Origin of the sequence: Ichthyenterobacterium magnum (assembly GCF_003610635.1) — a bacterium.
GTDB lineage: Bacteria > Bacteroidota > Bacteroidia > Flavobacteriales > Flavobacteriaceae > Ichthyenterobacterium > Ichthyenterobacterium magnum.
On sequence record NZ_RAQJ01000006.1, the window covers coordinates 13,944 to 38,982 of the forward strand.

At 32.7% G+C, this 25,039-nt stretch carries 18 protein-coding genes; 8 read left to right on the forward strand and 10 right to left on the reverse strand.

What is annotated here, in order from left to right:
* Window positions 1–55: 55 nt before the first annotated feature.
* The 5 genes from BXY80_RS12190 to asnB all read right to left on the reverse strand — a co-directional run bounded on the left by BXY80_RS12190 (window position 56) and on the right by asnB (window position 6,811).
* Window positions 56–1,105, reverse strand: coding sequence for a DUF6588 family protein (locus BXY80_RS12190; protein ID WP_120202341.1), 1,050 nt, complete (start codon window positions 1,103–1,105; stop codon window positions 56–58).
* Between the two features lie 186 nt (window positions 1,106–1,291).
* On the reverse strand, window positions 1,292–3,241 hold the full coding sequence (gene gyrB / locus BXY80_RS12195) for a DNA topoisomerase (ATP-hydrolyzing) subunit B (RefSeq protein WP_120202343.1): 1,950 nt from the start codon (window positions 3,239–3,241) through the stop codon (window positions 1,292–1,294).
* Window positions 3,242–3,538: 297 nt separating this feature from the next.
* Window positions 3,539–4,348, reverse strand: coding sequence for a CPBP family intramembrane glutamic endopeptidase (locus BXY80_RS12200; protein WP_120202345.1), 810 nt, complete (start codon window positions 4,346–4,348; stop codon window positions 3,539–3,541).
* 30 nt (window positions 4,349–4,378) lie between these two features.
* Window positions 4,379–4,948: a helix-turn-helix domain-containing protein gene (locus BXY80_RS12205; protein ID WP_120202347.1), complete on the reverse strand. Its 570-nt coding sequence runs from the start codon at window positions 4,946–4,948 to the stop codon at window positions 4,379–4,381.
* 198 nt (window positions 4,949–5,146) lie between these two features.
* Entirely contained in the window at window positions 5,147–6,811 is a 1,665-nt protein-coding gene (asnB, locus tag BXY80_RS12210; protein WP_120202349.1) for an asparagine synthase B, read from the reverse strand.
* A gap of 189 nt (window positions 6,812–7,000) precedes the next feature.
* Here asnB and BXY80_RS12215 point away from each other — a divergent pair, with 189 nt between their 5' ends.
* Window positions 7,001–8,275 (forward strand): YCF48-related protein, encoded by a 1,275-nt coding sequence (locus tag BXY80_RS12215; protein WP_120202351.1) that lies wholly within the window; start codon window positions 7,001–7,003, stop codon window positions 8,273–8,275.
* Between the two features lie 74 nt (window positions 8,276–8,349).
* Here the strand turns inward: BXY80_RS12215 and BXY80_RS12220 are convergent, their stop codons facing one another.
* Window positions 8,350–8,982: a 7-carboxy-7-deazaguanine synthase QueE gene (locus BXY80_RS12220; protein WP_120202353.1), complete on the reverse strand. Its 633-nt coding sequence runs from the start codon at window positions 8,980–8,982 to the stop codon at window positions 8,350–8,352.
* 103 nt (window positions 8,983–9,085) lie between these two features.
* Between BXY80_RS12220 and BXY80_RS12225 the strand changes: the two genes are divergently transcribed.
* The 7 genes from BXY80_RS12225 to BXY80_RS12255 all read left to right on the forward strand — a co-directional run bounded on the left by BXY80_RS12225 (window position 9,086) and on the right by BXY80_RS12255 (window position 14,776).
* Complete coding sequence (locus tag BXY80_RS12225; protein ID WP_120202355.1) at window positions 9,086–10,615, forward strand: helicase HerA-like domain-containing protein; 1,530 nt, start codon at window positions 9,086–9,088, stop codon at window positions 10,613–10,615.
* A 41-nt stretch (window positions 10,616–10,656) separates the two neighbouring features.
* On the forward strand, window positions 10,657–11,214 hold the full coding sequence (locus BXY80_RS12230; protein ID WP_120202357.1) for a hypothetical protein: 558 nt from the start codon (window positions 10,657–10,659) through the stop codon (window positions 11,212–11,214).
* 19 nt (window positions 11,215–11,233) lie between these two features.
* Window positions 11,234–11,608: a cupin domain-containing protein gene (locus tag BXY80_RS12235; RefSeq protein WP_120202359.1), complete on the forward strand. Its 375-nt coding sequence runs from the start codon at window positions 11,234–11,236 to the stop codon at window positions 11,606–11,608.
* Window positions 11,609–11,616: 8 nt separating this feature from the next.
* Window positions 11,617–12,435, forward strand: coding sequence for an alpha/beta fold hydrolase (locus BXY80_RS12240; protein WP_245977298.1), 819 nt, complete (start codon window positions 11,617–11,619; stop codon window positions 12,433–12,435).
* 20 nt (window positions 12,436–12,455) lie between these two features.
* On the forward strand, window positions 12,456–13,208 hold the full coding sequence (gene rluF / locus BXY80_RS12245; protein ID WP_120202363.1) for a 23S rRNA pseudouridine(2604) synthase RluF: 753 nt from the start codon (window positions 12,456–12,458) through the stop codon (window positions 13,206–13,208).
* A gap of 17 nt (window positions 13,209–13,225) precedes the next feature.
* On the forward strand, window positions 13,226–14,098 hold the full coding sequence (locus BXY80_RS12250) for a LytR/AlgR family response regulator transcription factor (RefSeq protein ID WP_120202364.1): 873 nt from the start codon (window positions 13,226–13,228) through the stop codon (window positions 14,096–14,098).
* A 114-nt stretch (window positions 14,099–14,212) separates the two neighbouring features.
* A complete protein-coding gene (locus BXY80_RS12255) occupies window positions 14,213–14,776 on the forward strand; it encodes a hypothetical protein (protein ID WP_162843313.1) in 564 nt (187 codons plus the stop codon).
* 182 nt (window positions 14,777–14,958) lie between these two features.
* Here BXY80_RS12255 and BXY80_RS12260 read toward each other — a convergent pair whose 3' ends face one another.
* The 4 genes from BXY80_RS12260 to ffh form a co-directional block, all read right to left on the reverse strand.
* Window positions 14,959–21,678, reverse strand: coding sequence for a GEVED domain-containing protein (locus BXY80_RS12260; protein WP_120202368.1), 6,720 nt, complete (start codon window positions 21,676–21,678; stop codon window positions 14,959–14,961).
* Between the two features lie 295 nt (window positions 21,679–21,973).
* On the reverse strand, window positions 21,974–22,696 hold the full coding sequence (locus tag BXY80_RS12265; RefSeq protein WP_245977301.1) for a YwaF family protein: 723 nt from the start codon (window positions 22,694–22,696) through the stop codon (window positions 21,974–21,976).
* Between the two features lie 32 nt (window positions 22,697–22,728).
* The gene (locus BXY80_RS12270) at window positions 22,729–23,604 is read right to left on the reverse strand and encodes a bifunctional 5,10-methylenetetrahydrofolate dehydrogenase/5,10-methenyltetrahydrofolate cyclohydrolase (RefSeq protein ID WP_120202371.1); all 876 of its coding nucleotides are present in this window, start codon (window positions 23,602–23,604) and stop codon (window positions 22,729–22,731) included.
* A gap of 44 nt (window positions 23,605–23,648) precedes the next feature.
* Window positions 23,649–24,977 (reverse strand): signal recognition particle protein, encoded by a 1,329-nt coding sequence (gene ffh, locus BXY80_RS12275; protein WP_120202372.1) that lies wholly within the window; start codon window positions 24,975–24,977, stop codon window positions 23,649–23,651.
* Window positions 24,978–25,039: the final 62 nt, after the last annotated feature.

Sequence of the window (25,039 nt, forward strand, 5' to 3'; positions counted from 1 at the left end):
AAAAAAGCGCAAGATTAAATCTTGCACTTTTTTTTATCTACATTGTTTATTTCTACTATCTAAAGCTAAATGCAATTCCAGCAGATGCTGTGTTATACTCTTGCAATGTATAATCTGCAAATATTTTAAAGAAACCTAAATTTAAACGCGTACCTATGGTAGCTCTCACACCATTAGCCTCAAAATCTAAGTTAATTGGATTACTAATTGTTTCACGTACAGATGGACCAGAAGGGTTTCCATTTTCATCTTCTACATCATATGTTAAGGTATAATCACCTTTCATTTTTGCTGTGGTTTTACCATTATTGTAGCCTAAACTTCCGTAAAGTGTAATAATTTTAAAGTCTAATGAAGCTATAGCTTGTAGTGTCCATGTGTTCATTTTAAATTCTGCTTCGCCATTATTAACTTCAACATCATCAGTTGCGCTTTCGTCTTCTATTGCATAAGTGACATTCATATTAGTAAATGCGGCTAATACTGAAACATTAAGAGGTAGTTTTTCTAGTGGTCCAAAATATTGCATTAAATCATGTTGCAGACCAAAACCTATAAGGCTAGCTTCTACATTATCATCAAAATCTAGCTTTGGCACTAGCCTTAACTTAATATCTGTTTTATATGGCAAACCAAAACCTAGTTGAATCATTGGTGTTGGTACAGCATTTACTGGCAAATCTTCTGTTATACCACCTGGCATATTAAAACTTGCAACTTTAAAAGTACCATCTTCTCTTGGAATAGATATATCTACTGTAGTTTCTGTATCGTTTTCACTCATCACTGTAGGTAATGAGGTTTCTCCATTTGGTAAATTTAAAAACATATAATCACTATCTATAAAAGAAAACATCTGTTCTTTATCTGGAACAAAAGATGCATTTGCATTTATTGTAATATCAAATCCAAACTTTTTATGTGTTTTTGCTGTAGTATACCAACCACCATTCATACTATACATTAGTCCTTTCATTGCTGGATTAAGGTAGTTCTCGGTTAATTTGCTAGCATCATCTGCAGCTAATAAAATTGTTTCTAGTTCTTGAGCTTGCGATAATTGGAATGTCAAAAAGAATGACATTATAATCCATGATTTTTTCATAATGTGTAAGTTAAGGTTAGTGTAAAACTATATAAAAAATTTAAAAAAACAACATTTAATCGATAAAAATTGCATTTTACCGATGTATTTATCTTTAAACTCTAATTTATTAGAAGTTACGGAATAAAAAAATACCCAATTTTGGGTATTTTTTTAATGATTACAATGTAATTGTATTTGAAAATCTTACGCATCAATGTTTGCATAAATAGCATTCTTTTCAATAAATTCTCTACGGGGTGGAACTTCGTCTCCCATTAACATAGAGAAAATACGGTCGGCTTCACTTCCGTTATCTATTTGTACTAATCGCATGGTTCTAAATTCAGGATTCATAGTGGTGTCCCAAAGTTGCTCAGCGTTCATTTCTCCTAAACCTTTGTAGCGCTGAATTTTTGAACTCTCACCAAATTCTGCTACAATTTCGTCTCGCTCTTTATCAGACCAGGCATATTGTTTTTTGGCTCCTTTTTTAACTAAATATAATGGTGGAGTTGCTATATAAATGTGTCCATTTTCAATGAGTTCTTTCATATATCTAAAGAAGAAGGTCAAAATTAAAGTTGCAATATGACTACCATCAATATCGGCATCACACATAATCACTACTTTATGATATCTTAATTTAGATAAATTTAAAGCTTTACTATCTTCTTCTGTACCAATAGTAACACCAAGTGCTGTAAAGATATTTTTAATTTCTTCATTTTCAAACACTTTATGTGTCATTGCTTTTTCGACATTCAATATTTTTCCTCGCAATGGAAGAATTGCTTGAAACGCTCTGTCACGTCCTTGTTTTGCTGTTCCACCTGCCGAATCTCCCTCAACAAGAAATACTTCACATTTTTCAGGGTCTTGTTCTGAACAATCACTTAATTTTCCTGGCAATCCACCAATACTCATAACGGTTTTACGCTGCACCATATCACGTGCTTTTTGAGCAGCATGACGTGCTTGTGCGGCAAGTATTACTTTCTGAACAATGGTTTTAGCATCATCTGGATGCTCTTCAAGATAATCTGTAAGCATTTCAGAAACTGCCTGACTTACAGAAGCCGAGACTTCTCTATTACCTAGTTTTGTTTTGGTTTGACCTTCAAATTGAGGCTCTTGAACTTTTACAGATATAATGGCTGTTAACCCTTCACGAAAATCATCACCAGCAATATCAAACTTAAGTTTGTCTAACATTCCTGAGCTATCAGCATATTTCTTTAAGGTATGTGTTAAACCTCGTCTAAAACCAGATAGGTGTGTTCCACCTTCATGCGTATTAATGTTGTTTACATACGAGTGTAGATTTTCGGCATAAGAGGTATTATATATCATAGCAACCTCAACTGGAACGCCATTTTTTTCTCCTTCAAATGAAATGACATCTTTCATTAAAGGCTCTCTGTTTCCGTCTAAAAACTTTATAAACTCTTTTAAACCTTCTTCAGAATGGAATGTTTCACCCTCAAAAGAGCCATCTTCCTTTTTATGTCTTTTATCTACTAAATGAACCGTAATTCCTTTATTTAAATAGGCTAATTCACGTAAGCGGCTTGCTAAGGTATCGTAGCTATATTCTAACGTTTGTGTGAAAATTGTTGGATCTGGTTTAAAGGTAACTGTTGTACCTCGTTTGTCTGTATCACCAACTTGCTTAACAGGATACATTGCTTTACCACGCTCATACTCCTGCTCATAAATTTTTCCTTCTCTAAACACTGTAGCTTTTAAGTGTTCAGAAAGTGCATTCACACAACTTACACCAACACCATGCAGTCCGCCAGAAACCTTATATGAATCTTTATCAAACTTACCACCAGCACCAATTTTAGTCATAACGACTTCTAATGCAGAAACGCCTTCTTTTTTGTGAAGACCTACAGGAATACCACGACCATCATCTTCGGTAGTGATAGAATTGTCTTCGTTAATAGTTACTGTGATATTATCACAATGTCCAGCTAAAGCTTCATCTATAGAGTTGTCTACAACTTCATATACTAAATGATGCAGACCACGAGTACCAACATCTCCAATATACATAGAAGGACGCATACGCACATGCTCCATACCTTCTAAGGCTTGAATACTATCTGCCGAATAATTATGTTTGTTAAACTCTTCTTTTTTATCGCTCATAAATTTTAATTTATTTTGAAATATCTAGTTAATTCACTTTAGTATAATTTTGAATTATACGCCACATAAAAAAAGACGCTTAATAGCATCTTAGAACACTAACAAAGATACGAAATTACAGAGCCTTTTAAAAGCATTTCATAGAATGAAAGCGATATTTATCAACATTTGTTAATTACTAAAAAAAGCTCTTAAATCGCTTAAAAATAGTCTTAAATTAAATTTGATGTATATTTTATACAGCTTGTAAAACATTTTTTTATAAAAGTCTTTTAAAAGCTATAATTTGAAGCAGCACTAGTTTAATTCTTTATCAATTTTTAACTTATTTCTTCTATAATATTCTGTAAGTATTATTGCAATTATTAAAACAAAAAGCTGCATAAACAAACCAATATTTTCTGTTTGAGTTCTTAATGATGGAGTAATATCTGTAGGAAATTCTAAATTCCATATAGCATGCCTCTCATCTTTTTGTCCAACTAATGCAAGTATAACATTTATAGCCATATGCAACCCTGTTGGTAGTGCTATTCCTTTAGACCAGATTGCTGCAATTCCATAAATAAATGCCCAAATCCCTGGACCTAGTAATTGATTTAAAAAAGAAGCTCCTGTAAAATCATGATACCAAGTAAAAAGAAGAGCTAGTAAAATTTGAGCTGGCCAAATGCCAAATTTATTATTGATTTTTGTAAAAGCATAACCTCTAAAAATAATTTCTTCCATGTATGCTAGTGGGAAAAATGCCAATAACCATAATAATACTGTTTGAATACTGGATTTTGAATTATAAGAAATTTCAAGGCTTGAAAAGCTAATTGATAATGCAAGCATTAAAGCAGTAATAACAAAACCAATGAGAAACCCAATAATAAATCGAGAAGGTGTTTTTCTGTCTAATTGAAATCCTATTTTTTTGAATGTTGTTTTATCTCTTATTACAGTAATATATGTTAACAAAAGTGCGATTACAGTCATCAGTAATCCACCAAGACCATATTTACTTATAGACGTTATTGGCACTGCATTTAAAATAATTAATATTATTATAAAAGAAATAGGTAAAATTAGGGCAGCAAGTATCTGCATGAATTTAGTTTTCATAATGATAAAATTTTAAAATTTAATATAGAATTAACTCGTTTTCAGCTTCAAAAACGGAATCGATAAAGGATAATAATAGGTTTGAGAACTTAACGCAGACATTAAATTTTTAATACTAAAAATTAACCCAAATAGTACAATTGCTCCTGTGACAAAAAAGTTAAATCCAGGGAATAAAAAAAATGTCAATAGTGAAACTACAAATAGCAATGTAATAGTGCAATGAAAATTTATTACAGCTCTACCATGAGCATCATAAACCTTATGGTCTTCAGCCTTATGAATCCATAGAAATAATGGAAATAATATATTAGCAAACGGAATTATTAAACCTAAAAAAGGAGAACCATGTAGCAACAACATCCACTTGCGTTTTATAACCTCCTCATTTGGATTATCAAGAACTAGTAAGTTATCAACTTCTATATCTAAACCAACAGCTAATAATTTTACAGTTTGTAAATGTGGTTGTACATCTCCTTTTTCAATTCGTTGAATGGTACGTACTCCAACTGTAGTTTTATCTGCAAGATCTTCTTGAGTATACCCCTTTAACTTTCGTTGATACACTAAATTTTCGCTTAAAGATTTTTTATTCATGACTATGATTTTTGTTGGTACAAATCTATAACGATATCTTGGTTTTTAACACGCCATTTAAATGTCACATATCTGTCACTTACAGTGTTTACAAGTTTTTTTTTAAGTGATTCATCAAATATATTGTAAAAACAGAGAGATACAAAAAAGACCAATTATAATAATTGGTCTTTATTCTACTCATTAAATTTCAAATTGCTAATACGCATCATCATGTACATGAGCAATAGCTCTACCAGAAGGTTCATTCATGTTTTTAAATGCTTCGTCCCATTCTAATGCTGTAGCTGTACTACATGCTACACTTGCTTCTTGAGGTACACTTAAAGCAGCTGTATCGCTTGGAAAGTGCGCTTCGAAAATTGACCTATAATAATACTCTTCTTTATTTTGAGGTGTTTGGATTGGAAACCTAAACTTAGCATTTGCTAGTTGTTCATCTGTCACTTCTTTTTCTACGATATCTTTTAACGTATCAATCCAACTATAACCAACACCATCACTAAATTGTTCTTTTTGTCTCCATGCTACACTTTCTGGCAGCATATCTTCAAAAGCTTTTCTAATGACCCATTTTTCCATGCGCTCTCCATTAATCATTTTATCTTTTGGGTTAATTCGCATTGCTACATCTATAAACTCTTTGTCTAAAAATGGTACACGACCTTCAATTCCCCAAGCCATTAAACTTTTGTTAGCACGCAAGCAGTCGTACATGTGCAGCTTGTCTAACTTACGAACTGTTTCTTCATGAAACTCTTGCGCATTTGGTGCTTTATGAAAGTATAAATAGCCACCAAAGATTTCATCTGCGCCTTCACCAGACAAGACCATTTTAATTCCCATAGACTTAATAACACGAGCCATTAAATACATTGGTGTAGACGAACGAATTGTAGTAATATCATACGTTTCAATATTATAAATAACATCTTTAATGGCATCTAATCCTTCTTGAATAGTAAACTTAATCTCATGATGAATCGTACCAATATGATCTGCCACTTTTTTAGCTGCTACTAAATCTGGAGAACCTTCCAATCCTACTGAAAAACTATGCAACTGTGGCCACCAAGCTTGTTCTTTATCATCAGCTTCAATACGTCTTTGTGAATATTTTTTAGCAATGGCAGATGTTACTGAAGAGTCTAAGCCACCAGACAATAACACTCCATAAGGCACATCGCTCATTAGTTGTCTATGCACAGCATCTTCTAGAGCTTGCTTCACTTCTTCAATACTAGTTTGGTTTTCTTTTACAGCATCATAATCTTCCCAATCTCGCTTATACCATTTTACAAATTTTCCATCACGGCTACTCATATAATGTCCAGGAGGAAACAATTCAATTTTAGTACAAATACCTTCTAATACTTTTAACTCTGATGCTACATAAAAAGTACCATGTTGATCCCAACCTATGTACAATGGGATAATTCCCATGTGATCACGTGCTATGAAATATTCATCTTTTTCTACATCATATAATGCAAATCCAAAAATACCATTCATATCGTCAACAAAACCAAGTCCTTTTTCTTTGTATAAAGCCAAAATAACTTCACAATCACTCTGTGTTTGAAATTGGTATTTGCCTTTAAATTGTTGACGTAATTCACGATGATTATATATTTCTCCATTAGCTGCTAACACCAATTTTTTATCTTCACTAAACAAAGGTTGCTTTCCAGAAGCTGGATCTACAATTGCTAATCTTTCATGAGCCATTACAGCTTTTTCAGTACTATAGACGCCACTCCAATCTGGACCACGATGGCGAATCTTTTTTGCCATCTCTAATATTTGTGGTCTTAAAGTCTCACTCTTTTGTTTTAAATCAAACGCACATACAATTCCGCACATAACTTTATATTTTTAATATTTTTACTACTAATTACATGACAAATATGAATTTAAAGTTTCATAATTAAAACATAAAAACATTAATTAGTTATAATTTATAACTAAAAAACACATGTTTGATATTAAATAAAACTAATAGAATTAAAAATAGAATTTTAACTTAGTAAAGTGAAAGTAAAAAGTAATTTAATGAAACTTATAAAGCTAGTATTAATCTTATCATACTTAAATTTATTTGCACAGCCAACTTGGCAAGTAACTCCTAATATAATTTCAAACCCAAACAACCAACGCTTTGATGATGTTTTCTTTTTAAATGAAAATTTAGGTTGGGCAGCCAATGGCTATTATGCATCTGTTTACAAAACTACAGATGGTGGATTAAATTGGACAGAACAAGTAAACGAAGCTAGCCTTGGTGGTAGTTTTTATTTTAGAAATATTGAGTTTTTAAATCAGAATGTTGGTTTTTTAGGAACTTTAAATGGCAAGTTTTTTAAAACCATTGATGGCGGCAGCAATTGGGTTGAAGTTACTAACATTTCACCAAATCCAACAGCAATTTGTGGGTTAGACACTGTTGGCAGTTCAACAATTTATGGTTGTGGTGCCTATTTTACACCTGCACATATTATAAAATCTACAGATAGCGGAAACACTTGGTCGTTTATAGATATGTCTAGTTATGCTAATGCTTTAGTTGAAGTTTTATTTTTAGATGAAACGACAGGATTTGTTTCTGGAAGAAACAATACTGGTGGATTAATATTAAAAACTACAGATGGTGGATCTTCTTGGACCGAAATATACAACACAAATAATCCTGGAGATTATGTATGGAAACTTCAAACTTTAGAAGGAAATAATAACATTATGTTTGGATCAATTGAAGCAGCAGGTCTCAATACCGGAAAATTAATTAAATCAACAGATGGCGGTGTTAATTGGAATAGCTATGATGCCCCTGAAAGAGTTATACAAGCGGTTGGTTTTATTACCGAAAACCATGGATGGATGGGCGGACACACTACTGGATTTTACGAAACATTAGATGGCGGACAAACATGGAACAATCTAAACATTGGGCATAACCTAAATAGAATTTTTATTATTAACTCAACTACAGCTTATGCTTCTGGAACTACAGTTTACAAATACACTAATGAAACTTTAAATATAGAAACCGTTAAAAACACAGATAAAACTCACTTAGATATAAAGATTCTTGAAAACCCAATAAAAGAGTATCTAGAGTTTACAATTAACTATAAAAGTGATGACAATATTCTTATAGAATTATACGATGTAACTGGCAAATTTATAAAGCAATTAACCCGAGATATCATTCCTCAAAACATAGTGAAAGCATATGCGTTTGACGTTAGTGAGTTATCGTCTGGTAGTTATATTATAGATTTTCATAATAATTCTGGTAGATCAATAAAACGATTTATTAAAGAATAATACTTTTCAATACTGAATACTGAATACTGAATACTGAATACTGAATACTGAATACTGAATACTGAATACTGAATTTAAGGTATATTTAAATACTTATGTGTTTGTAATGATACTTTCCATTTAGGATTTGCCATCACATAATCTACAATCTCAGGAACCACTTTATCACGCTTACTCCATTCTGGTTGTAAATATAAAATACAGTCCTTGTTTACTTTTGCAGCTTGCTCTTCAGCAAAACGAAAATCATCTTTATTATAGATAATACATTTTAGTTCGTGAGCTTCAGCATATACATCTTCTTTAGGTAATTTCATCTTCTTAGGTGATAAACAAATCCAATCCCAAGTACCAGATAAAGAATAAGCTCCCGACGTTTCAATATGTGTTTGAACCCCTTTTGCTTTTAACTGCTCAGTTAATGGTCCCATATCCCAAGTTAATGGTTCGCCGCCAGTAACAACAATTGTATGACTATACCTTACAGCATTTTCAACAATTTTTTCTGTTTCAGTAGGTGGATGCAATTCTGCTAACCAACTTTCTTTAACATCACACCAATGGCAACCAACATCGCAACCACCAATTCTTACAAAGTAAGCAGCAGTTCCTTTATGAAAACCTTCACCTTGAATTGTATAAAACTCCTCCATTAGAGGCAACAACAACCCCTTATCTAATAACTCTTGTCTTTCACTTCTTGTCATAGGCGGCAAAGATAGTTGACAGATTTAAGTTTCTTATTAAAATGTTGAAAAGATTTCCAGTGGATTAGCACAAGATTAGTATTTTTATACAAAATTTTAATTCATGAATAGAAGCGAAGATTTTTTCAATCATATTAAAGAAGGCAATACAAACAAAGGAGACTATATAACCTTAGGTTCTGCAATGTTAGATGGAGAAACAATAAAAGATGCCTATGTAAATGTGCCTTTAAAAACTATGAATAGACATGGTTTAATTGCTGGTGCTACAGGAACCGGAAAAACCAAAACACTTCAAGTTTTAGCAGAAAATTTAAGTGAAAAAGGCGTGCCTGTAATACTCATGGATATTAAAGGTGATTTAAGTGGACTGGCACAACCTAGTTCTGGACATGAAAAAATAGACGAGCGCCATGAGAAAATAGGACTACCATTTAATCCAAAATCCTTTCCTGTTGAAGTTTTAACGCTTTCTGAACAAGATGGTGTGCGCTTACGTGCTACAGTTAGTGAATTTGGACCTGTGCTTATCTCTAGAATTTTAGATTTATCTGAAACTCAGTCTGGTGTTGTTGCTGTTATATTTAAATATTGTGACGACAACAAATTACCCTTATTAGATTTAAAAGATTTTAAAAAGGTTTTGCAATACGCAACACAAGAAGGCAAAAAAGAATTCACTGAAGCTTATGGTAGAATCTCAACCGCTTCAACTGGAGCAATCTTACGTAAAATTGTAGAATTAGAGCAACAAGGTGCTGCTCTATTTTTTGGAGAGACATCTTTTGAAGTTGATGACTTACTACGTGTTGATGATAACGGAAGAGGTTATATAAACATTATTAGATTAACAGATATTCAAGATAGACCAAAACTATTTTCAACGTTTATGCTGAGTTTGTTAGCAGAAATATATTCTACTTTTCCTGAGCAAGGTGATAGCGGAAGACCAGAACTTATTATGTTTATTGATGAAGCGCATTTAATATTTAACGAAGCTTCTAAAGCACTTCTTAATCAAATAGAAAGCATTGTTAAACTAATTAGAAGTAAAGGTGTTGGCTTGTATTTTGTAACTCAAAACCCAACAGATGTGCCAGAAAATGTTTTAGGTCAATTGGGATTAAAAGTACAACACGCACTACGTGCCTTTACTGCCAAAGACAGGAAAGCAATAAAACTTACAGCTCAAAACTATCCAGATACAGAGTATTATGATACTGCAGATGTATTAACCTCTTTAGGTATTGGAGAAGCTTTAGTCTCTGCATTAAATGAAAAAGGAAAACCAACACCATTGGCAGCTACAATGATGAGAGCACCAATGAGTAGAATGGATATTTTAACCGAGTCTGAACTTGGCAGCTTACTTTCAAAATCTAAACTTGTTAGAAAATACAATCAAGAAATTGACAGAGAAAGTGCTTATGAATTACTCAACAAAAAAATAGATGTTGCAGAAGCTGAAGAAGCAAAAGAAAAAGCTCGCAAAGAAAAAGAAGCACTCAAAAAAGCAGAAACTAAACAACGTACTCGAAGAGCAAGCACTAGACAAAATCCAATTATAAAAGTATTAAGTAGCCCAACAGTAATACGAAGTGTTTTAGGCATTTTAACTAAAATGCTTAAATAAACATTTAACAGCTCTCATAATCTAAAATTATTACAACAAAAATGAACAAATCTATATTAAGCCTTATTACTCTTGCATTATTGATTGCAAGTTGTACTTCAGAAAAAAAACAAGACCCTTTTCAAGTTACCAAACATAATATTGGTTTACTTACAGATTCTACACAAGTAAAAGATTTAAATACTATTTACAACAATGATTCAATAGTAAAATCTATTAAAGGAGATGAATTTATTAGTAACGCTAATCAAATAGACATCTTTGATACAACTGGAAAAAAACTACTAGTACTTACACCAAGCCAAGCTTTAGATTCTACTTCGGTTATAGAAAGTGTTCAAATTATAGATCCGCGTTATAAAACAGATAAAAACATAACCAAACTTAGTGTTTTTAAAGACATTCAAGATAATTATACAATCTCAAGAATTGATAATCTAATTAATTCTGTTGTAATTTCTGTAAACGAAATTAATGCTTCGTTTACAATCGATAAAAAAGAATTACCAGCAAATTTACGCTTTGATATGAATTTAAATATTGACGCAGTTCAAATTCCAGATGGAGCAAAGATTAAGTATTTTATGCTGCATTGGTAATAATACAAACACTAAAAGTATGTCACAAGAAAACAAAAAATACACAATACAAAATTCTCCTTTTATTGTTCCTACTACAGACGGAAAAGTTATAAAAGAGCATTTTGGCATGGCAACAGATGGTAATTCTAAAGTAAGTATTGCTCATATGATTGCTCCTTCTGGTTGGAGCGAACCTTTTCAAACTCCAGAATTTGACGAATATACTTTTATTATTAGTGGCAAAAAACAATTTATTATTGAAGGTGACACAGTAGTTCTTGAAGCTGGTCAATCTATTAAAATAAAAAAAAACACAAGAGTACAATACTCTAATCCATTTTCTGAAGCTTGCGAATATATAGCTATTTGCAAACCAGCCTTTTCTATAGACTTAGTTAACAGAGAAGATTAATAGTACATATGATTCCAAAAATTATTGGTTTTTTTATAAACGCCATAGGCGTGTGCTTTCCTAAAATTTCAGCTAGAATGGCAATCAAGTTGTTTTCTACGCCAAGAGAAGGCAAACCAACCAAACTTGAAGACAACTACTTAAATACTGCCTCAAAAAAGCGATTGAGCTATGAAAATGTTTCAATCATGACTTATCTTTGGGAAGGCAAAAAAGACACTATTTTATTAGCTCATGGCTGGGAAAGTAATTCATTTCGATGGAAAGATTTAATTGAACATTTAAAGCCATTTAATTATAATATAATTGCACTAGATGCACCTGCACATGGAAACTCAAGCGGAAAACTATTTAATGCATTATTGTATTCTGAATGTATCAATGTTGTTGCTAAAAGCTTTAAAGTAGATACAATTATTGGTCACTCGGTAGGCGGAATGGCTACTGTTTTCTTTCAGCATAAATATAAAATACCAACTATAAAAAAATTAGTATTACTTGGCGCGCCTTCAAATTTTTATGGTGTACTATATAGGTACAAGCAAATGATGAGTTACAGCAACAGAGTTTCAAAACATATAGATAAGCTGGTTTTAAAACGCTTTAATCATAAACCAAACCATTTTGATGCTGCTAAGTTTTCAGAAAACATAAAAACTAAAGGCTTAATTATCCATGATAAAAAAGATATGATAATTCCTTTTAAAGATGCTTTAAACTTTAATGAAAAATACATCAATTCAAAGTTAATTACAACAAGTGGATACAATCATTCTTTAAGGTCTCTAGAAGTAAATCAGCATATTTTAGACTTTATAAATGATTAGTTTATTGTACTTTTGAAGTTATGGCACAGAATTTAAAACGAATTAATAAATTTTTAAGCGAAGTAGGTTATTGCTCACGTAGAGAGGCAGACAGACTTATAGATGCAGGTCGTGTAACTATAAATGGAGTCGTGCCAGAAATGGGAACTAAAATTGCGCCAAACGATGAAGTTCATGTTGATGGACAACTTATAAAAAACACTAAAGAAAGCTTTGTATATCTAGCTTTTAACAAACCTATTGGTATTGTTTGCACGACAGATACGCGTGTTGAAAAAGACAATATTATTGATTTTATTAATTACCCTAAACGTATTTTTCCTATAGGTAGATTAGATAAACCTAGTGAAGGTCTTATACTTTTAACTGATGATGGAGATATTGTAAACAAAATATTGCGAGCTAGTAACAATCACGAAAAAGAATATATTGTTACTGTAGACAAACCAATATCCCAAACGTTTATTGAGCGCATGGCTGGCGGAATTTATATAGAAGACTTAGATAGAACAACTAAAAAATGTGAAGTTAAAAAGTTAGGAACTTATGAGTTTAAAATAATTTTAACTCAAGGTCTCAATAGGCAAATTCGTCGTATGTGCGAATATTTAAACTACGAGGTACAAACCTTAAAACGTGTTAGAATTATGAATATAAAACTAGACGTGCCTATTGGCGAATACCGTGAATTAACAAACGATGAATTAAAATCGCTCCAGGTTTTAATTGAAGATTCTGTAAAAAATTATATTCCAAAACCATCTAAAAAATAAAGAACACTTATTGAATAATGTTTAAGCTCTTTAAAAGCATATCAAATTCAAAGCAAAGCATTATCATCATTGCTTTAGTGTTAACTATTGCAATTATTTTTGAAACATTTCAGCAACTGTATTACATCAAAAGGTTTACTATAGCAGATGATGTTACTTTCTTTTCCATTTTAAAGAACCAATCTTATAGATGGATTATTTGGATGCTCTTATCTTTTCCTCTTATTTGGTATATAAAATCTATGGCAACAAAAATTGTTTCTTTAGTCAGACTATCAAAGCTTTTATTAGTCATTTTTGGTCTTGTCTTTATAAATATTATAATAATTTCAATAAGCCAAATATATACTTCAGGTGATTCTTTTTCTTTATTAAGTTTATTTTTAGATTATGCTCCATTTTTTATGTATCAAAAAGCACCTATTTATACGCTTGGCTATATTGCTATTGCCATAATTTCATATTTGTTTTTTATAAATGAAAAATTACAAATTGAAGTACAAGAACTTGCAGAATTAAAATTAACTAACAAAAAATTGTACACGCAATTAAGCTCAAACATAAACGATGAAGCAAAAATTTTGAATATTAAAATAGGAAACAAACGTAAAATAATTCCTGTTGAAAACATTTGCTGGATTGAAGCTGACGATTATTGTGTAAAAGTACACACTACTACAAATGAAACTTATACAATGCGAAGCTCACTAAAAGCTCTTGACGAAAAACTGAGTCATCATTTTTTAAGAGTACATAGAAAAGCTATCGTTAACATGAAACTAGCCAAAGAGTTAAACTTAGCCAGCACTCCAAATCTTATTCTTAAAAATAACACACAAATACAAGTCTCTAAAAGTAATCTCAAAACTGTAAAAGACTTTCTAAACTAAAATATTTGGTTTTCTTTAACCAAGCTTACTGCAAATAAAACTGTACTCTCTGCAATTATCTAGCATTATGTGTAGCTTTTATGTTGATTTGAATTCAACTTAAAACTATATATTATGAAAAGTTTACTCTTATGTTTTGCCTTAACAATGTCTTCGTTTGTATTTGCTCAATATAATTACGATGCCTCAGAACAACTACCATTTGGAAAAGCAAATCCAAAAGCACCTGAACAAATAAAAGATTACCAAGCTCTAATTGGTTTGTGCGAGTGTAAATCAACAACTCGAAAACAAGATGGTACATGGAATGACCCTATTGATATGATTTGGCGATGGAAATATATTATGAACGGAATGGCTATACAAGACGAAACACTTAAAGCAGATGGAACACATTCAGGTAGTATTAGACAATTTAATACAGATAGTAGCAAATGGTATGTTCACTTTTTTTCTAGCAAAGGCATACCTAATACACTTCCTACTTGGACAGGCAACAAAAAGGATGGAAAAATCATTCTATATAAAGACCAAAAAGCTCCTAACGGTACTGAAGGTTTTTTTAGATTAACATTTTATGATATAAGTAAATCAGGCTACAAATGGATTGGTGAATGGGTAGATAAAACTGAAACTATTGTTTATCCTACTTGGAAAATTGATTGTAAAAGAAAATAAGCTAAACCATTATGCACACAAGAAGCATTATTACCATAAGTATAGCCGTAATTTTCACATAAGTTTTCGCTATTTACACTATAACAAAGAAAAAAGATTAAAAGAAAATATTATAATAAACAACACCTTTAACCAAATGGTTAAAGGTGTTGAAAACTGCTATTAAATCAATGATTTTACATTTATTTATCTAATACAACTTTCTTAATTACAGTTCCGTTATCAGTTACTATTTTAACATAATACAACTGGCTAGGGAATTTAGAAAAATTAATTTTCAATTCTTCGCCATTAAAATCTGAGTAATCTTTATTATACATTACTCTACCCATTAAATTGTATACCTGAACATTCATTTTAGCATTAATCTCATGATTAAACTTAATGTTTAAAACATCTCTTACTGGGTTTGGATATACAGTTAAAGAGCTTTGTTTAAATTGAGCTTGAGTGTTAGAGCCATCAATAGGAGAAAAATCAAAAAATGATGAACTAGAGGTTCTTACTGATTTCTTCTTACATCCTGAATCAACTTGAATTGTGCATTCTGAAATACATCCATTATCATCAACTATTGTTACCTTAAATATTGCAGTTCCTAACCCTGGTTTAAAATAAACTATAGATTCTGTTTCATCTGATGTAATTGACCATGAATTACTCAAAGCAAACAATTCCCATAAATAAGTTACATTTCCATTTCCTCCATTAAATAATGCTGTTAAATATGTTTCTGATGTTTCTACACATTCTAAATCACTCATATTAAAATTAGCATCAATTAAGCAAGTCAGTTCTGCTGGTTCTGAAATAGTTACTATTCTTGTTTTACTACAAGGTGTAACAGCTCTTAACTGGTAGCCGTTAGCTATAATTGTTTCAGATTCTGGATCTGGTAACGTTGCTTCAATAATATAAGTTCCAGGGCTCAAATCTTGCCCATTTAAATTTGGTCCTAAGCCATTTAACTTTATTGTTAATTCAGCACCTTCACTTAAATTAGTTACTGTTATTGAACCGTCATTTGCTCCATAACACGTTATATCTGTATAAGAGAAATCAAAACCTACTTGTACTGGCTCTTCAATGGTAATCGTTCTTTCAATAATACATCTATCGTCTGTATTCTCTTTAAATTGAGCAATAATAGTATAAACACCTGGTCCATAAGAATAACTATCAGTAAACTCATCATATGTCACGCCATTTATAGTTATAATAGCTCCAGGAGTTACATAGTTAATAACTATGCTTCCGTCATTCTCACCATAACACGACACATCTGTATATGTAAAATCTAATTCAATACATATGCAATTTGGCGCTTCTACTAATATTGTGCTCATACAACCAACTGCTGTTGTTGCCTTGATATTAATTGGCGTATCTACTGGAATCTCACTTATTGTCCAAGTTCCATTATTATTATTTGTAGCTACTGCTTCTATTATATCAGTTGTTACATTACCTTCTGATACATTAACAACTACAGAGTATGTTCCAAAAATTTCATCACATACTGGAGCTTCAGCTTCTACCTCTGGTAAATCATTTACAAATATGATTTGTGTTTGCGTATCTGATGCATTACCACAACTATCTACAGCTGTCCATTCTCTAACAATATTGTAACCATTTTCTAAGTTAACTATTTCCTGTGTAGGACTAACTATTATCTCTCCATCGCAATTATCAAATGCTGTTAAATTTTCCTGAGCAGGAATTGCATCATTAGCACAAATACTCAAGCTTCCTGGAGCAGATGGTATAAGCGGTGCTGTTTTATCTGTATCATACGAGAAAGTCGACGTACATGATACTCCATTTGGATTACATGCATCATAAGCCGTTAAGGTAAATGATAAATCTACATCTACTCTACACTCATAAGCTGGAAGTGCTGGTATATCTGCAATATTTGATGTTGGATTATCGCCATCATTTACACCAAAGCCTGATTTCCATGTATTATATGCTAACAAAATATCTGCCGCACTTGTACATGCTGGTAAATCAACATTTGTTGGACATGCTACTGTTAATCCTGTTACGCCTGGTACAACAAATGTTGAACTACAGGTTACCCCATTTGGATTACACCTATCTGTTGCTATATAATCAAAACTAATGTTCACTCCTGTTCCACAATCATACGAAGGTAATGGTGGAATAGAACCTATATTATCATCTACTTCACAGCCTCCTGTATACTCAAAGCTATCCTTCCATAAATTATAAGACGCTAATATCTCTGCTTCTGATGATGACGAATCTAACAACACACCTGTTGGACAACTCACCTCTAATACTGGTGATGGTACTATTTCAAAACTCGCTAATTCTTCTTGAGTTTCACATAAATCTGTAACGGTATACTTAACATTTACGGTTCCGCCTGTACATAAGTCTGGCGCCAAATATTGTGACTCAAATCCTTCTGTTGCATCACAACCTCCTGTGTATCCAAACTTATCTAAGAAATCTTGGAATGCTGCATCTAATTCAATCTGTGATGCATAATCACATGATGGATACGATTCTGGAGCTACTTCATCTAAAACTAAAGTAGATTCAAATGCTCTAACTGTAAAACTACATGTTGTTACTGAGGTCTCTCCACAATCATCAGTTGCTTTAACATCTATCGACACTACTTGATCCACAGCACCACATTGTGTTGGTGCTTGTAACGCATCTACATCTGTTATATATTCTACATCTGCATTACAACCGCCTGATGCACTAAAGCTAGATAACACTGCTGTTCTCCATATATCAAATGCTATTCCTATCTCTACGTTGGTAGAACAACCATCTACTTCATTGTCTGTTGGACAATCTCCTACTAGTGCTAAATCATTTGTGTAAGCTGGAACTGTAAAGGTTGCTGTTACTGGTAAAGTCTCACCACAATCGTCTACTGCCTTTATATCTACTGTCACTACTTGAGGGGACGTATTACAATACCCTAAAACTGAAAGTGTTGTTAAATCTACTGAATACTCAACATCGGCATTACAACCGCCTGATGCTGTCATATTTTCTAGTGCAAGTATCCATGCTGCAAACTCATCTGCTGGATTTACACAAGCATCCGTTATTACATCGTCTGGCTTTGTACTTAATGCTAATGCATCTGCTGCTCCTACTTTAAACGTTGATGTACAACTTACTCCATTTGGATTACATGCATCATAAGCCGTTAAGGTAAATGATAAATCTACATCTACTCTACACTCATAAGCTGGAAGTGCTGGTATATCTGCAATATTTGATGTTGGATTATCGCCATCATTTACACCAAAGCCTGATTTCCATGTATTATATGCTAACAAAATATCTGCCGCACTTGTACATGCTGGTAAATCAACATTTGTTGGACATGCTACTGTTAATCCTGTTACGCCTGGTACAACAAATGTTGAACTACAGGTTACCCCATTTGGATTACACCTATCTGTTGCTATATAATCAAAACTAATGTTCACTCCTGTTCCACAATCATACGAAGGTAATGGTGGAATAGAACCTATATTATCATCTACTTCACAGCCTCCTGTATACTCAAAGCTATCCTTCCATAAATTATAAGATGCTAATATCTCTGCTTCTGATGATGACGAATCTAACAACACACCTGTTGGACAACTCACCTCTAATACTGGTGATGGTATAAGCGTGAATGTTGCCAAATCATCTTGGCTTCCGCAATCATCTGTAACTGTATAAGTAACTGACACAGAATTACCACCATCTGAAGGTGCTTCTAGCGTTTGTCCTGAGTTTAAACTTCCTGGGCTTTCTGCTGATGGTCCTGACCATGCAAAATCTGCTCCTGCACTTCCAGTTCCTGTTTTTTGTAAACTCTCTCCTTCTGGTGTCGATCCAGGCTCTGTAACACCTATATCTGTTGATGACATACCATTTGCATTTCCGCTAGTAGCCATAAATGAACCCTCATAACTTATAAATTCTATTACTGAATTATCTGGAGCAATTAAAGCCATGCCATCTGGTGCTCCATTTTGTATACCTGCTCTTAAAAACGATAACGCTCCAAAACCTGAAGCTTCATCATCTATAATTCCAGTAAGAGCTAATGTTGGTGTATATAATGCGCCTCCATTTCCATTGTAAAACTCTACTGAATAACCAGTTAAATCTAAACCTGCAGTTCCAGCAATCTCAACAAACTCTCCTGTATCACCTCCATCGTCATCATAATGAAGTTCATTAATCCAAACTTGTGTTGCTGGTGTTGAGCTATCACTTGGGCATAAGCTTGGTGCTGTTAAGCCTTCTAAACCTGTTGCTTGTGGATTACAGCCTCCTATATATCCAAAACCTTGTAACCATAACGCAAATGCATCATCTAATTCTTGCTGTGTCTCATAAAGACATGCATCTACATCTGTACTTTGTACATCACTCACACTCAATGGTGTTGATGCTGCTACCTTAAAGCTTGAACTACATGTTAATGGTGTTGTATTACAATCGTCTGTTGCACTTAACTCAAAACTAAAGTCTAATCCACCACCACATACAAATGCTGGTAAAGATGGTAACTGTGCTAAATTTGAATCTGCATTACAACCACCGTTAACTGTAAAACCTGCTGCCCATGTTGCATAAGCATTTGCTATTTCTTGCTCTGTACTACATGCTGGTAAGTCTACATTGTTTGTTGGACAGCTCACACTCAATGGTGTTGCTGCTGCTACTTTAAAGCTTGAACTACATGTTAATGGTGTTGTGTTACAATCGTCTGTTGCACTTAACTCAAAACTAAAGTCTAATCCACCACCACATACAAATGCTGGTAAAGATGGTAACTGTGCTAAATTTGAATCTGCATTACAACCACCGTTAACTGTAAAACCTGCTGCCCATGTTGCATAAGCATTTGCTATTTCTTGCTCTGTACTACATGCTGGTAAGTCTACATTGTTTGTTGGACAGCTCACACTCAATGGTGTTGCATTGAAAACAAAATTTCTTGGACATTCTGCTATATTTTGTCCATCATCTGTTAAATAATATGTTCTTGTAATTGTAGCTCCTGAAGCACAAATATCACCTGAAGAGTTAGAATCTAAATGTGTAATTCCTGGGGTTCCACAGGTTGTTACACCTGAGAATATATCTGCGATTTCTGCATCTGTGTTTCCTGCATCATATTCTGAAGGAATCGTTGCTAAGCAACTCTCAATTAGTACATCTGCTAAACTATTACACGTAGCTTCTGGGTTACACAATGACTCTGTTACCTCAGCTGAACTACTATCACTTAAAGGAGCACCTCCTGGAGTTTCTCCTGTTACATTTGCCGTATTATTGAAAGGGAATATTTGATTTACTGGTAATGTAGTTGGATAATAATATGTTTTTGTTTGACCAGAAGTCATCGTAGTTAAAAATGGTCCGTTTAATAAATTATTTTCATCTATATTAATATCTAAATCACTAAAATCTATATTGCTAATGGTTTGCTGACCAGCATTTGTAATTGTAAAGCAATAGGTTACTTTAGAATCGTTAGGATTAGGAATTGTTTTTAACCCATTACATCCAGAGCCATCTCCATCATGGCCAGCATATACTGTTTTATCTAATTGTAAATCGTTATTACAAGAGTTTTGTGCTATATCTAAAAAACAAGCTGTTAAATCACCAGAAGAAATTAACCCATAATCTGCTGTTAATGGTGTTTCTGTTGGATCACCTGGTCCATCATCAAGAATTGGTCCTGTAACTGCTATAAGATTATTAGTATTAATATTTGCTCCAACACCTAAAGCGAATAAATGTGCTCCAGATTGTTTTAAAGTACAAGCTTCATCTACAGCATCAAGAACGTGATCTCCTGAAGTAGTAGGATCACCACTACCATTGACAGATCTATTAGGATTTCCATCAGTCATAAATAACACAATATCTGCTGTCATTGTATTGTTAAGCGTGACTGCTTTTCTTAAGGCATCTTCCCAATTAGTAAATTCACCTGTTGTATTAGAGCGATCTCCAAAACTAGCTACGATACCTGTTGAAGGATGGTTTAGACCATCTATATATGCTTGGTTCACTAAATTATAACCTGTAAAGCCACCATAAGTTGGTATATCTGCGGATGTTGCAAATTCTACAAAAGCTAATTGTGCTCCTGTATCTTTTAAAGCATTAGCTAAAGCTAATGCAGCGGCTTCTACATCTCCTTGAGCACTATCAATTGAACCCGATTCATCTAAAACTACAATAACTTTAAATGCATTACAAGAAGGCGACTCATTTATTGGATTGGCACAATCATTTTCTAAAATATTAAGTGAGTAGTCTTCAACCTCACCATCAAAATCAGTATCACAAGCGTCTGGATTAGTATTATATCTTGTAGAAATTCTCATTCTAGTTGACCCAAGAGCTGCATTATTGGGTACAGTTATAGACAAAGGCACTAATGAAACAGGTTCATTCCCATTATTATCATCAGCAAATCCGAGGTCGTACGTTTCTCCTGAGTCATTGAAATCTCCATCTTGATTCCAATCTATCCAAGCAAAAGAATGAACAGTAAAATCACCGTCTGTATTTACATTAACCGTTAATTCATATGTAGCTGATTGTGAAACATCTGTTGACATTCCTGTATAATCAGAATAATCGTTATCTACATTAGGAGAAGGATTATTAATGGTATTAAATTGAACCAGTCTAGTTAATGTAAAATACCCATCAGTAGCATCTCCAAAAGAATTACAGTACTGAGCGTTAACATAAGACCCAAATAAAAACAAAAAAGTCAAAAAGAACAGTAACTGTTTTTTGACTTGAATTAAGGATACAAAAGAATTTGTACAACATTTTAATAAGTTTTGACATGAAGTAATAGCAAAGTTGTTCATAATGATTGGATTTAATTAATAAAACCAAACATAATACGGTTACATTGTTAGTGTAAACTTGGGTTGATATAGCTATTAATCAACCAAATAAAATGCTATTATATAAAATACTTAAGGGAATGCAAATTGTACTTTACAGTTTTAAAGTTACATAAAAAAAATAGATGAAATTATTGTTTTAGCTCATTCACAAAAATTTAAGTTGAAGAGATTTTAGTCGTAGTACTAATCCTACTTTTTTAATTTCATAGAATTTTAATCATTTATAATTCAACTAACTAGAGTAATTCAGGTTTTAATGCAATTTACTCTGCTTTTTAAAGATATAAAATGGCAAATAAATAAGCATAAAAAGTGGAATTACAATAATTTGCACTACAATTATATAATATGGCCAATCGCCAAAATAATCTAATAACGACGCCGATTCCGGCTTTTTATTTAAGTAAAAATAATTAGCATCTAACATATAATTGGTAGCTATTATAATAAGCACATAAAATTGAAGTACAAAAAATGATTTAAAGACACTTTTAAACTTTGGTTTCATTTTAAAAACGAAAATCGCATAAAAAATGATGATTAGAAGTCCTAAGTGGACTACCCAATATCTAAAATAATCGAAACTAGGAAAGCCTTCTGGAATATCTGGTGTTATGACACCTTGTAAAGTCCCTGAAATTATTAAGAATACTAAAACCTCAAACATCCAATACTTTCTATAGTATGTAAAAAGAGGAATCAGTAATGCTAACAGACTACATAAATATAAAGGTAAATCTGTTTTTACATTATAATTGGTATTAAAGATTTGATACAAATGAAAACATACAACAGTTAGAGATACACCTATTGCAAACCAATGTAAATTTTTTTGTTGCTGGTCTAAGCTTTGAAGTTTTTTAGCTCTCCTAATAAACCAAATTGAGAATAAGGCTGCAACAATTATTGGTGTCAGATGTTCTAAACTACCAATGCTTACTCTTTGTAATAGAAAAAATCTAGAAATTGCTATCATCTGCATATTGCAATATAGCTATTTATAAAAGATTACATTCTTTGCTCACGTGCAAGTAATGTGTTTTTAAGTAGCATAGCAATAGTCATTGGTCCAACGCCACCTGGTACTGGAGTTATATAGCTTGCTTTTTTACTTACAGCATCAAAATCTACGTCTCCAGTAATAATATATCCTTTAGGAGATGTTTCGTCTGGAACTCTCGTAATACCAACATCTATAATTATAACATCATCTTTTACCATTTCTGCTTTTAAGAAATTTGGTACTCCAAGAGCCGAAATTATGATATCTGCTTGCGACGTAATTTGAGTAATATTTTTTGTGTGACTATGGGTTAAAGTGACTGTTGAATTTCCCGGAAACCCTTTTCTTCCCATTAAAATACTCATTGGTCGTCCAACGATGTGGCTTCTTCCTATAACTACTGTATGTTTTCCTTTGGTTTCCACACCATAACGATCTAAAAGTTCTAAAATACCAAAAGGTGTAGCAGGAATAAATGTACTCATATCTAATGCCATTTTTCCGAAGTTTTCAGGGTGAAAACCATCTACATCTTTACTTGGGTCTACAGCCATTAATACTTTTTGCGTATTTATTTGTGGTGGCAATGGTAACTGAATGATAAATCCGTCTATATTATCATCTACATTTAATTCTTCAATTTTATCTAACAATTCTATCTCACTAGTTGTATTAGACAAACGCACCATTGTAGACTCAAAACCAACGCGTTCGCAAGCACGTACTTTACTAGCAACATAGGTTAAACTTGCACCATCATTACCAACAATTACTGCAGCAAGATGTGGCACTTTTTCGCCTTTAGCTTTCATTTTTTTGACTTGTTCGGTAATTTCATCTTTAATGTCATTACTTACTTTTTTTCCGTCTAAAATTGTCATGGTTTTGTATTGTGTTGTTAGTATAAATAAAAAAGCATGAGATTTTATCTCATGCCTTTCATAGCTTGCATCATTGCTTTTCCTTTTCCGCCTTGCATCATCTTCATCATTTTGCTCATTTGGTTAAATTGTTTTAGAAGTTGATTTACTTCTTGAACCGAAGTTCCTGAACCTTTACCAATTCGCTTTTTTCTGCTTGCGTTTATAATTGAAGGATTTGTTCTTTCTGAAGGTGTCATTGAATGAATAATTGCTTCAATACCTTTAAAAGCATCGTCATCTATATCGACATCTTTTAACATTTTTCCAGCTCCAGGAATCATGCCCATAAGGTCTTTCATGTTTCCCATTTTCTTGATTTGTTGAATCTGTTTTAAAAAATCATCAAATCCAAACTGGTTTTTGGCTATCTTTTTTTGAAGCTTTCTAGCTTCTTCTTCATCAAACTGTTCTTGAGCTCTTTCTACAAGAGATACAACATCTCCCATCCCAAGAATACGATCTGCCATACGTGACGGATAAAAGACATCTATTGCCTCCATCTTTTCACCAGTACCAATAAATTTAATTGGTTTATTTACAACAGATTTAATTGAGATTGCTGCTCCACCACGTGTATCACCATCTAATTTTGTTAAAATAACACCATCAAAATTTAAGATATCATTAAAGGCTTTTGCTGTATTTACAGCATCTTGACCTGTCATAGAATCCACAACAAATAATGTTTCTTGTGGTTGAATTGCTTTATGAACGTTAGATATTTCGTCCATCATGGCTTGATCAACAGCTAAACGACCTGCTGTATCAATAATCACTACATTATGACCATTAGCTTTTGCGTGAGCAATACCAGCTTGTGCAATAGCTACAGGATCATTATTACCTTTATCACTATAAACCTCGACATTAATTTGTTCTCCAACAATATGCAATTGATCAATTGCTGCAGGACGATACACATCACAGGCAACTAATAAAGGTTTTTTTGTTTTTTTATTTTTAAGATAATTAGCAAGTTTACCAGAAAAGGTTGTTTTACCAGAACCTTGCAAACCTGACATTAATATGACACTTGGTGTACCAGAAAGATTAATGCCTTCTGCATCTCCTCCCATAAGCTCTGTAAGTTCGTCTTTAACAATCTTAACCATTAATTGTCCTGGCTGTAAGGTTGTTAATACGTTTTGACCAAGTGCTTTTTCTTTTACTTTATTAGTAAACTGCTTGGCAATTTTAAAGTTAACATCGGCATCTAAAAGCGCTCTACGTACTTCTTTTAAAGTTTCTGCAACATTAACTTCTGTTATGCTACCATGTCCTTTTAATACATGTAGGGCTTTATCTAACTTATCACTTAAATTATTAAACATATTTTAATTTAAATTTTGAAAGTTGCAAAGTTAAAGAATTGTGATGTATTTATAAAGTTAAG

What these genes read in the sequence shown, in the direction of transcription:
- BXY80_RS12265 (WP_245977301.1), bottom strand. Translation starts at nt 22,696, where the DNA reads ATGATAGCAATTTCTAGATTTTTTCTATTACAAAGAGTAAGCATTGGT.
- BXY80_RS12235 (WP_120202359.1), top strand. Translation starts at nt 11,234, where the DNA reads ATGTCACAAGAAAACAAAAAATACACAATACAAAATTCTCCTTTTATT.
- asnB (WP_120202349.1), bottom strand. Translation starts at nt 6,811, where the DNA reads ATGTGCGGAATTGTATGTGCGTTTGATTTAAAACAAAAGAGTGAGACT.
- BXY80_RS12260 (WP_120202368.1), bottom strand. Translation starts at nt 21,678, where the DNA reads ATGAACAACTTTGCTATTACTTCATGTCAAAACTTATTAAAATGTTGT.
- BXY80_RS12190 (WP_120202341.1), bottom strand. Translation starts at nt 1,105, where the DNA reads ATGAAAAAATCATGGATTATAATGTCATTCTTTTTGACATTCCAATTA.
- BXY80_RS12270 (WP_120202371.1), bottom strand. Translation starts at nt 23,604, where the DNA reads ATGACAATTTTAGACGGAAAAAAAGTAAGTAATGACATTAAAGATGAA.
- BXY80_RS12220 (WP_120202353.1), bottom strand. Translation starts at nt 8,982, where the DNA reads ATGACAAGAAGTGAAAGACAAGAGTTATTAGATAAGGGGTTGTTGTTG.
- ffh (WP_120202372.1), bottom strand. Translation starts at nt 24,977, where the DNA reads ATGTTTAATAATTTAAGTGATAAGTTAGATAAAGCCCTACATGTATTA.
- rluF (WP_120202363.1), top strand. Translation starts at nt 12,456, where the DNA reads ATGGCACAGAATTTAAAACGAATTAATAAATTTTTAAGCGAAGTAGGT.
- BXY80_RS12250 (WP_120202364.1), top strand. Translation starts at nt 13,226, where the DNA reads ATGTTTAAGCTCTTTAAAAGCATATCAAATTCAAAGCAAAGCATTATC.
- gyrB (WP_120202343.1), bottom strand. Translation starts at nt 3,241, where the DNA reads ATGAGCGATAAAAAAGAAGAGTTTAACAAACATAATTATTCGGCAGAT.
- BXY80_RS12215 (WP_120202351.1), top strand. Translation starts at nt 7,001, where the DNA reads ATGAAACTTATAAAGCTAGTATTAATCTTATCATACTTAAATTTATTT.
- BXY80_RS12205 (WP_120202347.1), bottom strand. Translation starts at nt 4,948, where the DNA reads ATGAATAAAAAATCTTTAAGCGAAAATTTAGTGTATCAACGAAAGTTA.
- BXY80_RS12200 (WP_120202345.1), bottom strand. Translation starts at nt 4,348, where the DNA reads ATGAAAACTAAATTCATGCAGATACTTGCTGCCCTAATTTTACCTATT.
- BXY80_RS12240 (WP_245977298.1), top strand. Translation starts at nt 11,617, where the DNA reads ATGATTCCAAAAATTATTGGTTTTTTTATAAACGCCATAGGCGTGTGC.
- BXY80_RS12225 (WP_120202355.1), top strand. Translation starts at nt 9,086, where the DNA reads ATGAATAGAAGCGAAGATTTTTTCAATCATATTAAAGAAGGCAATACA.
- BXY80_RS12255 (WP_162843313.1), top strand. Translation starts at nt 14,213, where the DNA reads ATGAAAAGTTTACTCTTATGTTTTGCCTTAACAATGTCTTCGTTTGTA.
- BXY80_RS12230 (WP_120202357.1), top strand. Translation starts at nt 10,657, where the DNA reads ATGAACAAATCTATATTAAGCCTTATTACTCTTGCATTATTGATTGCA.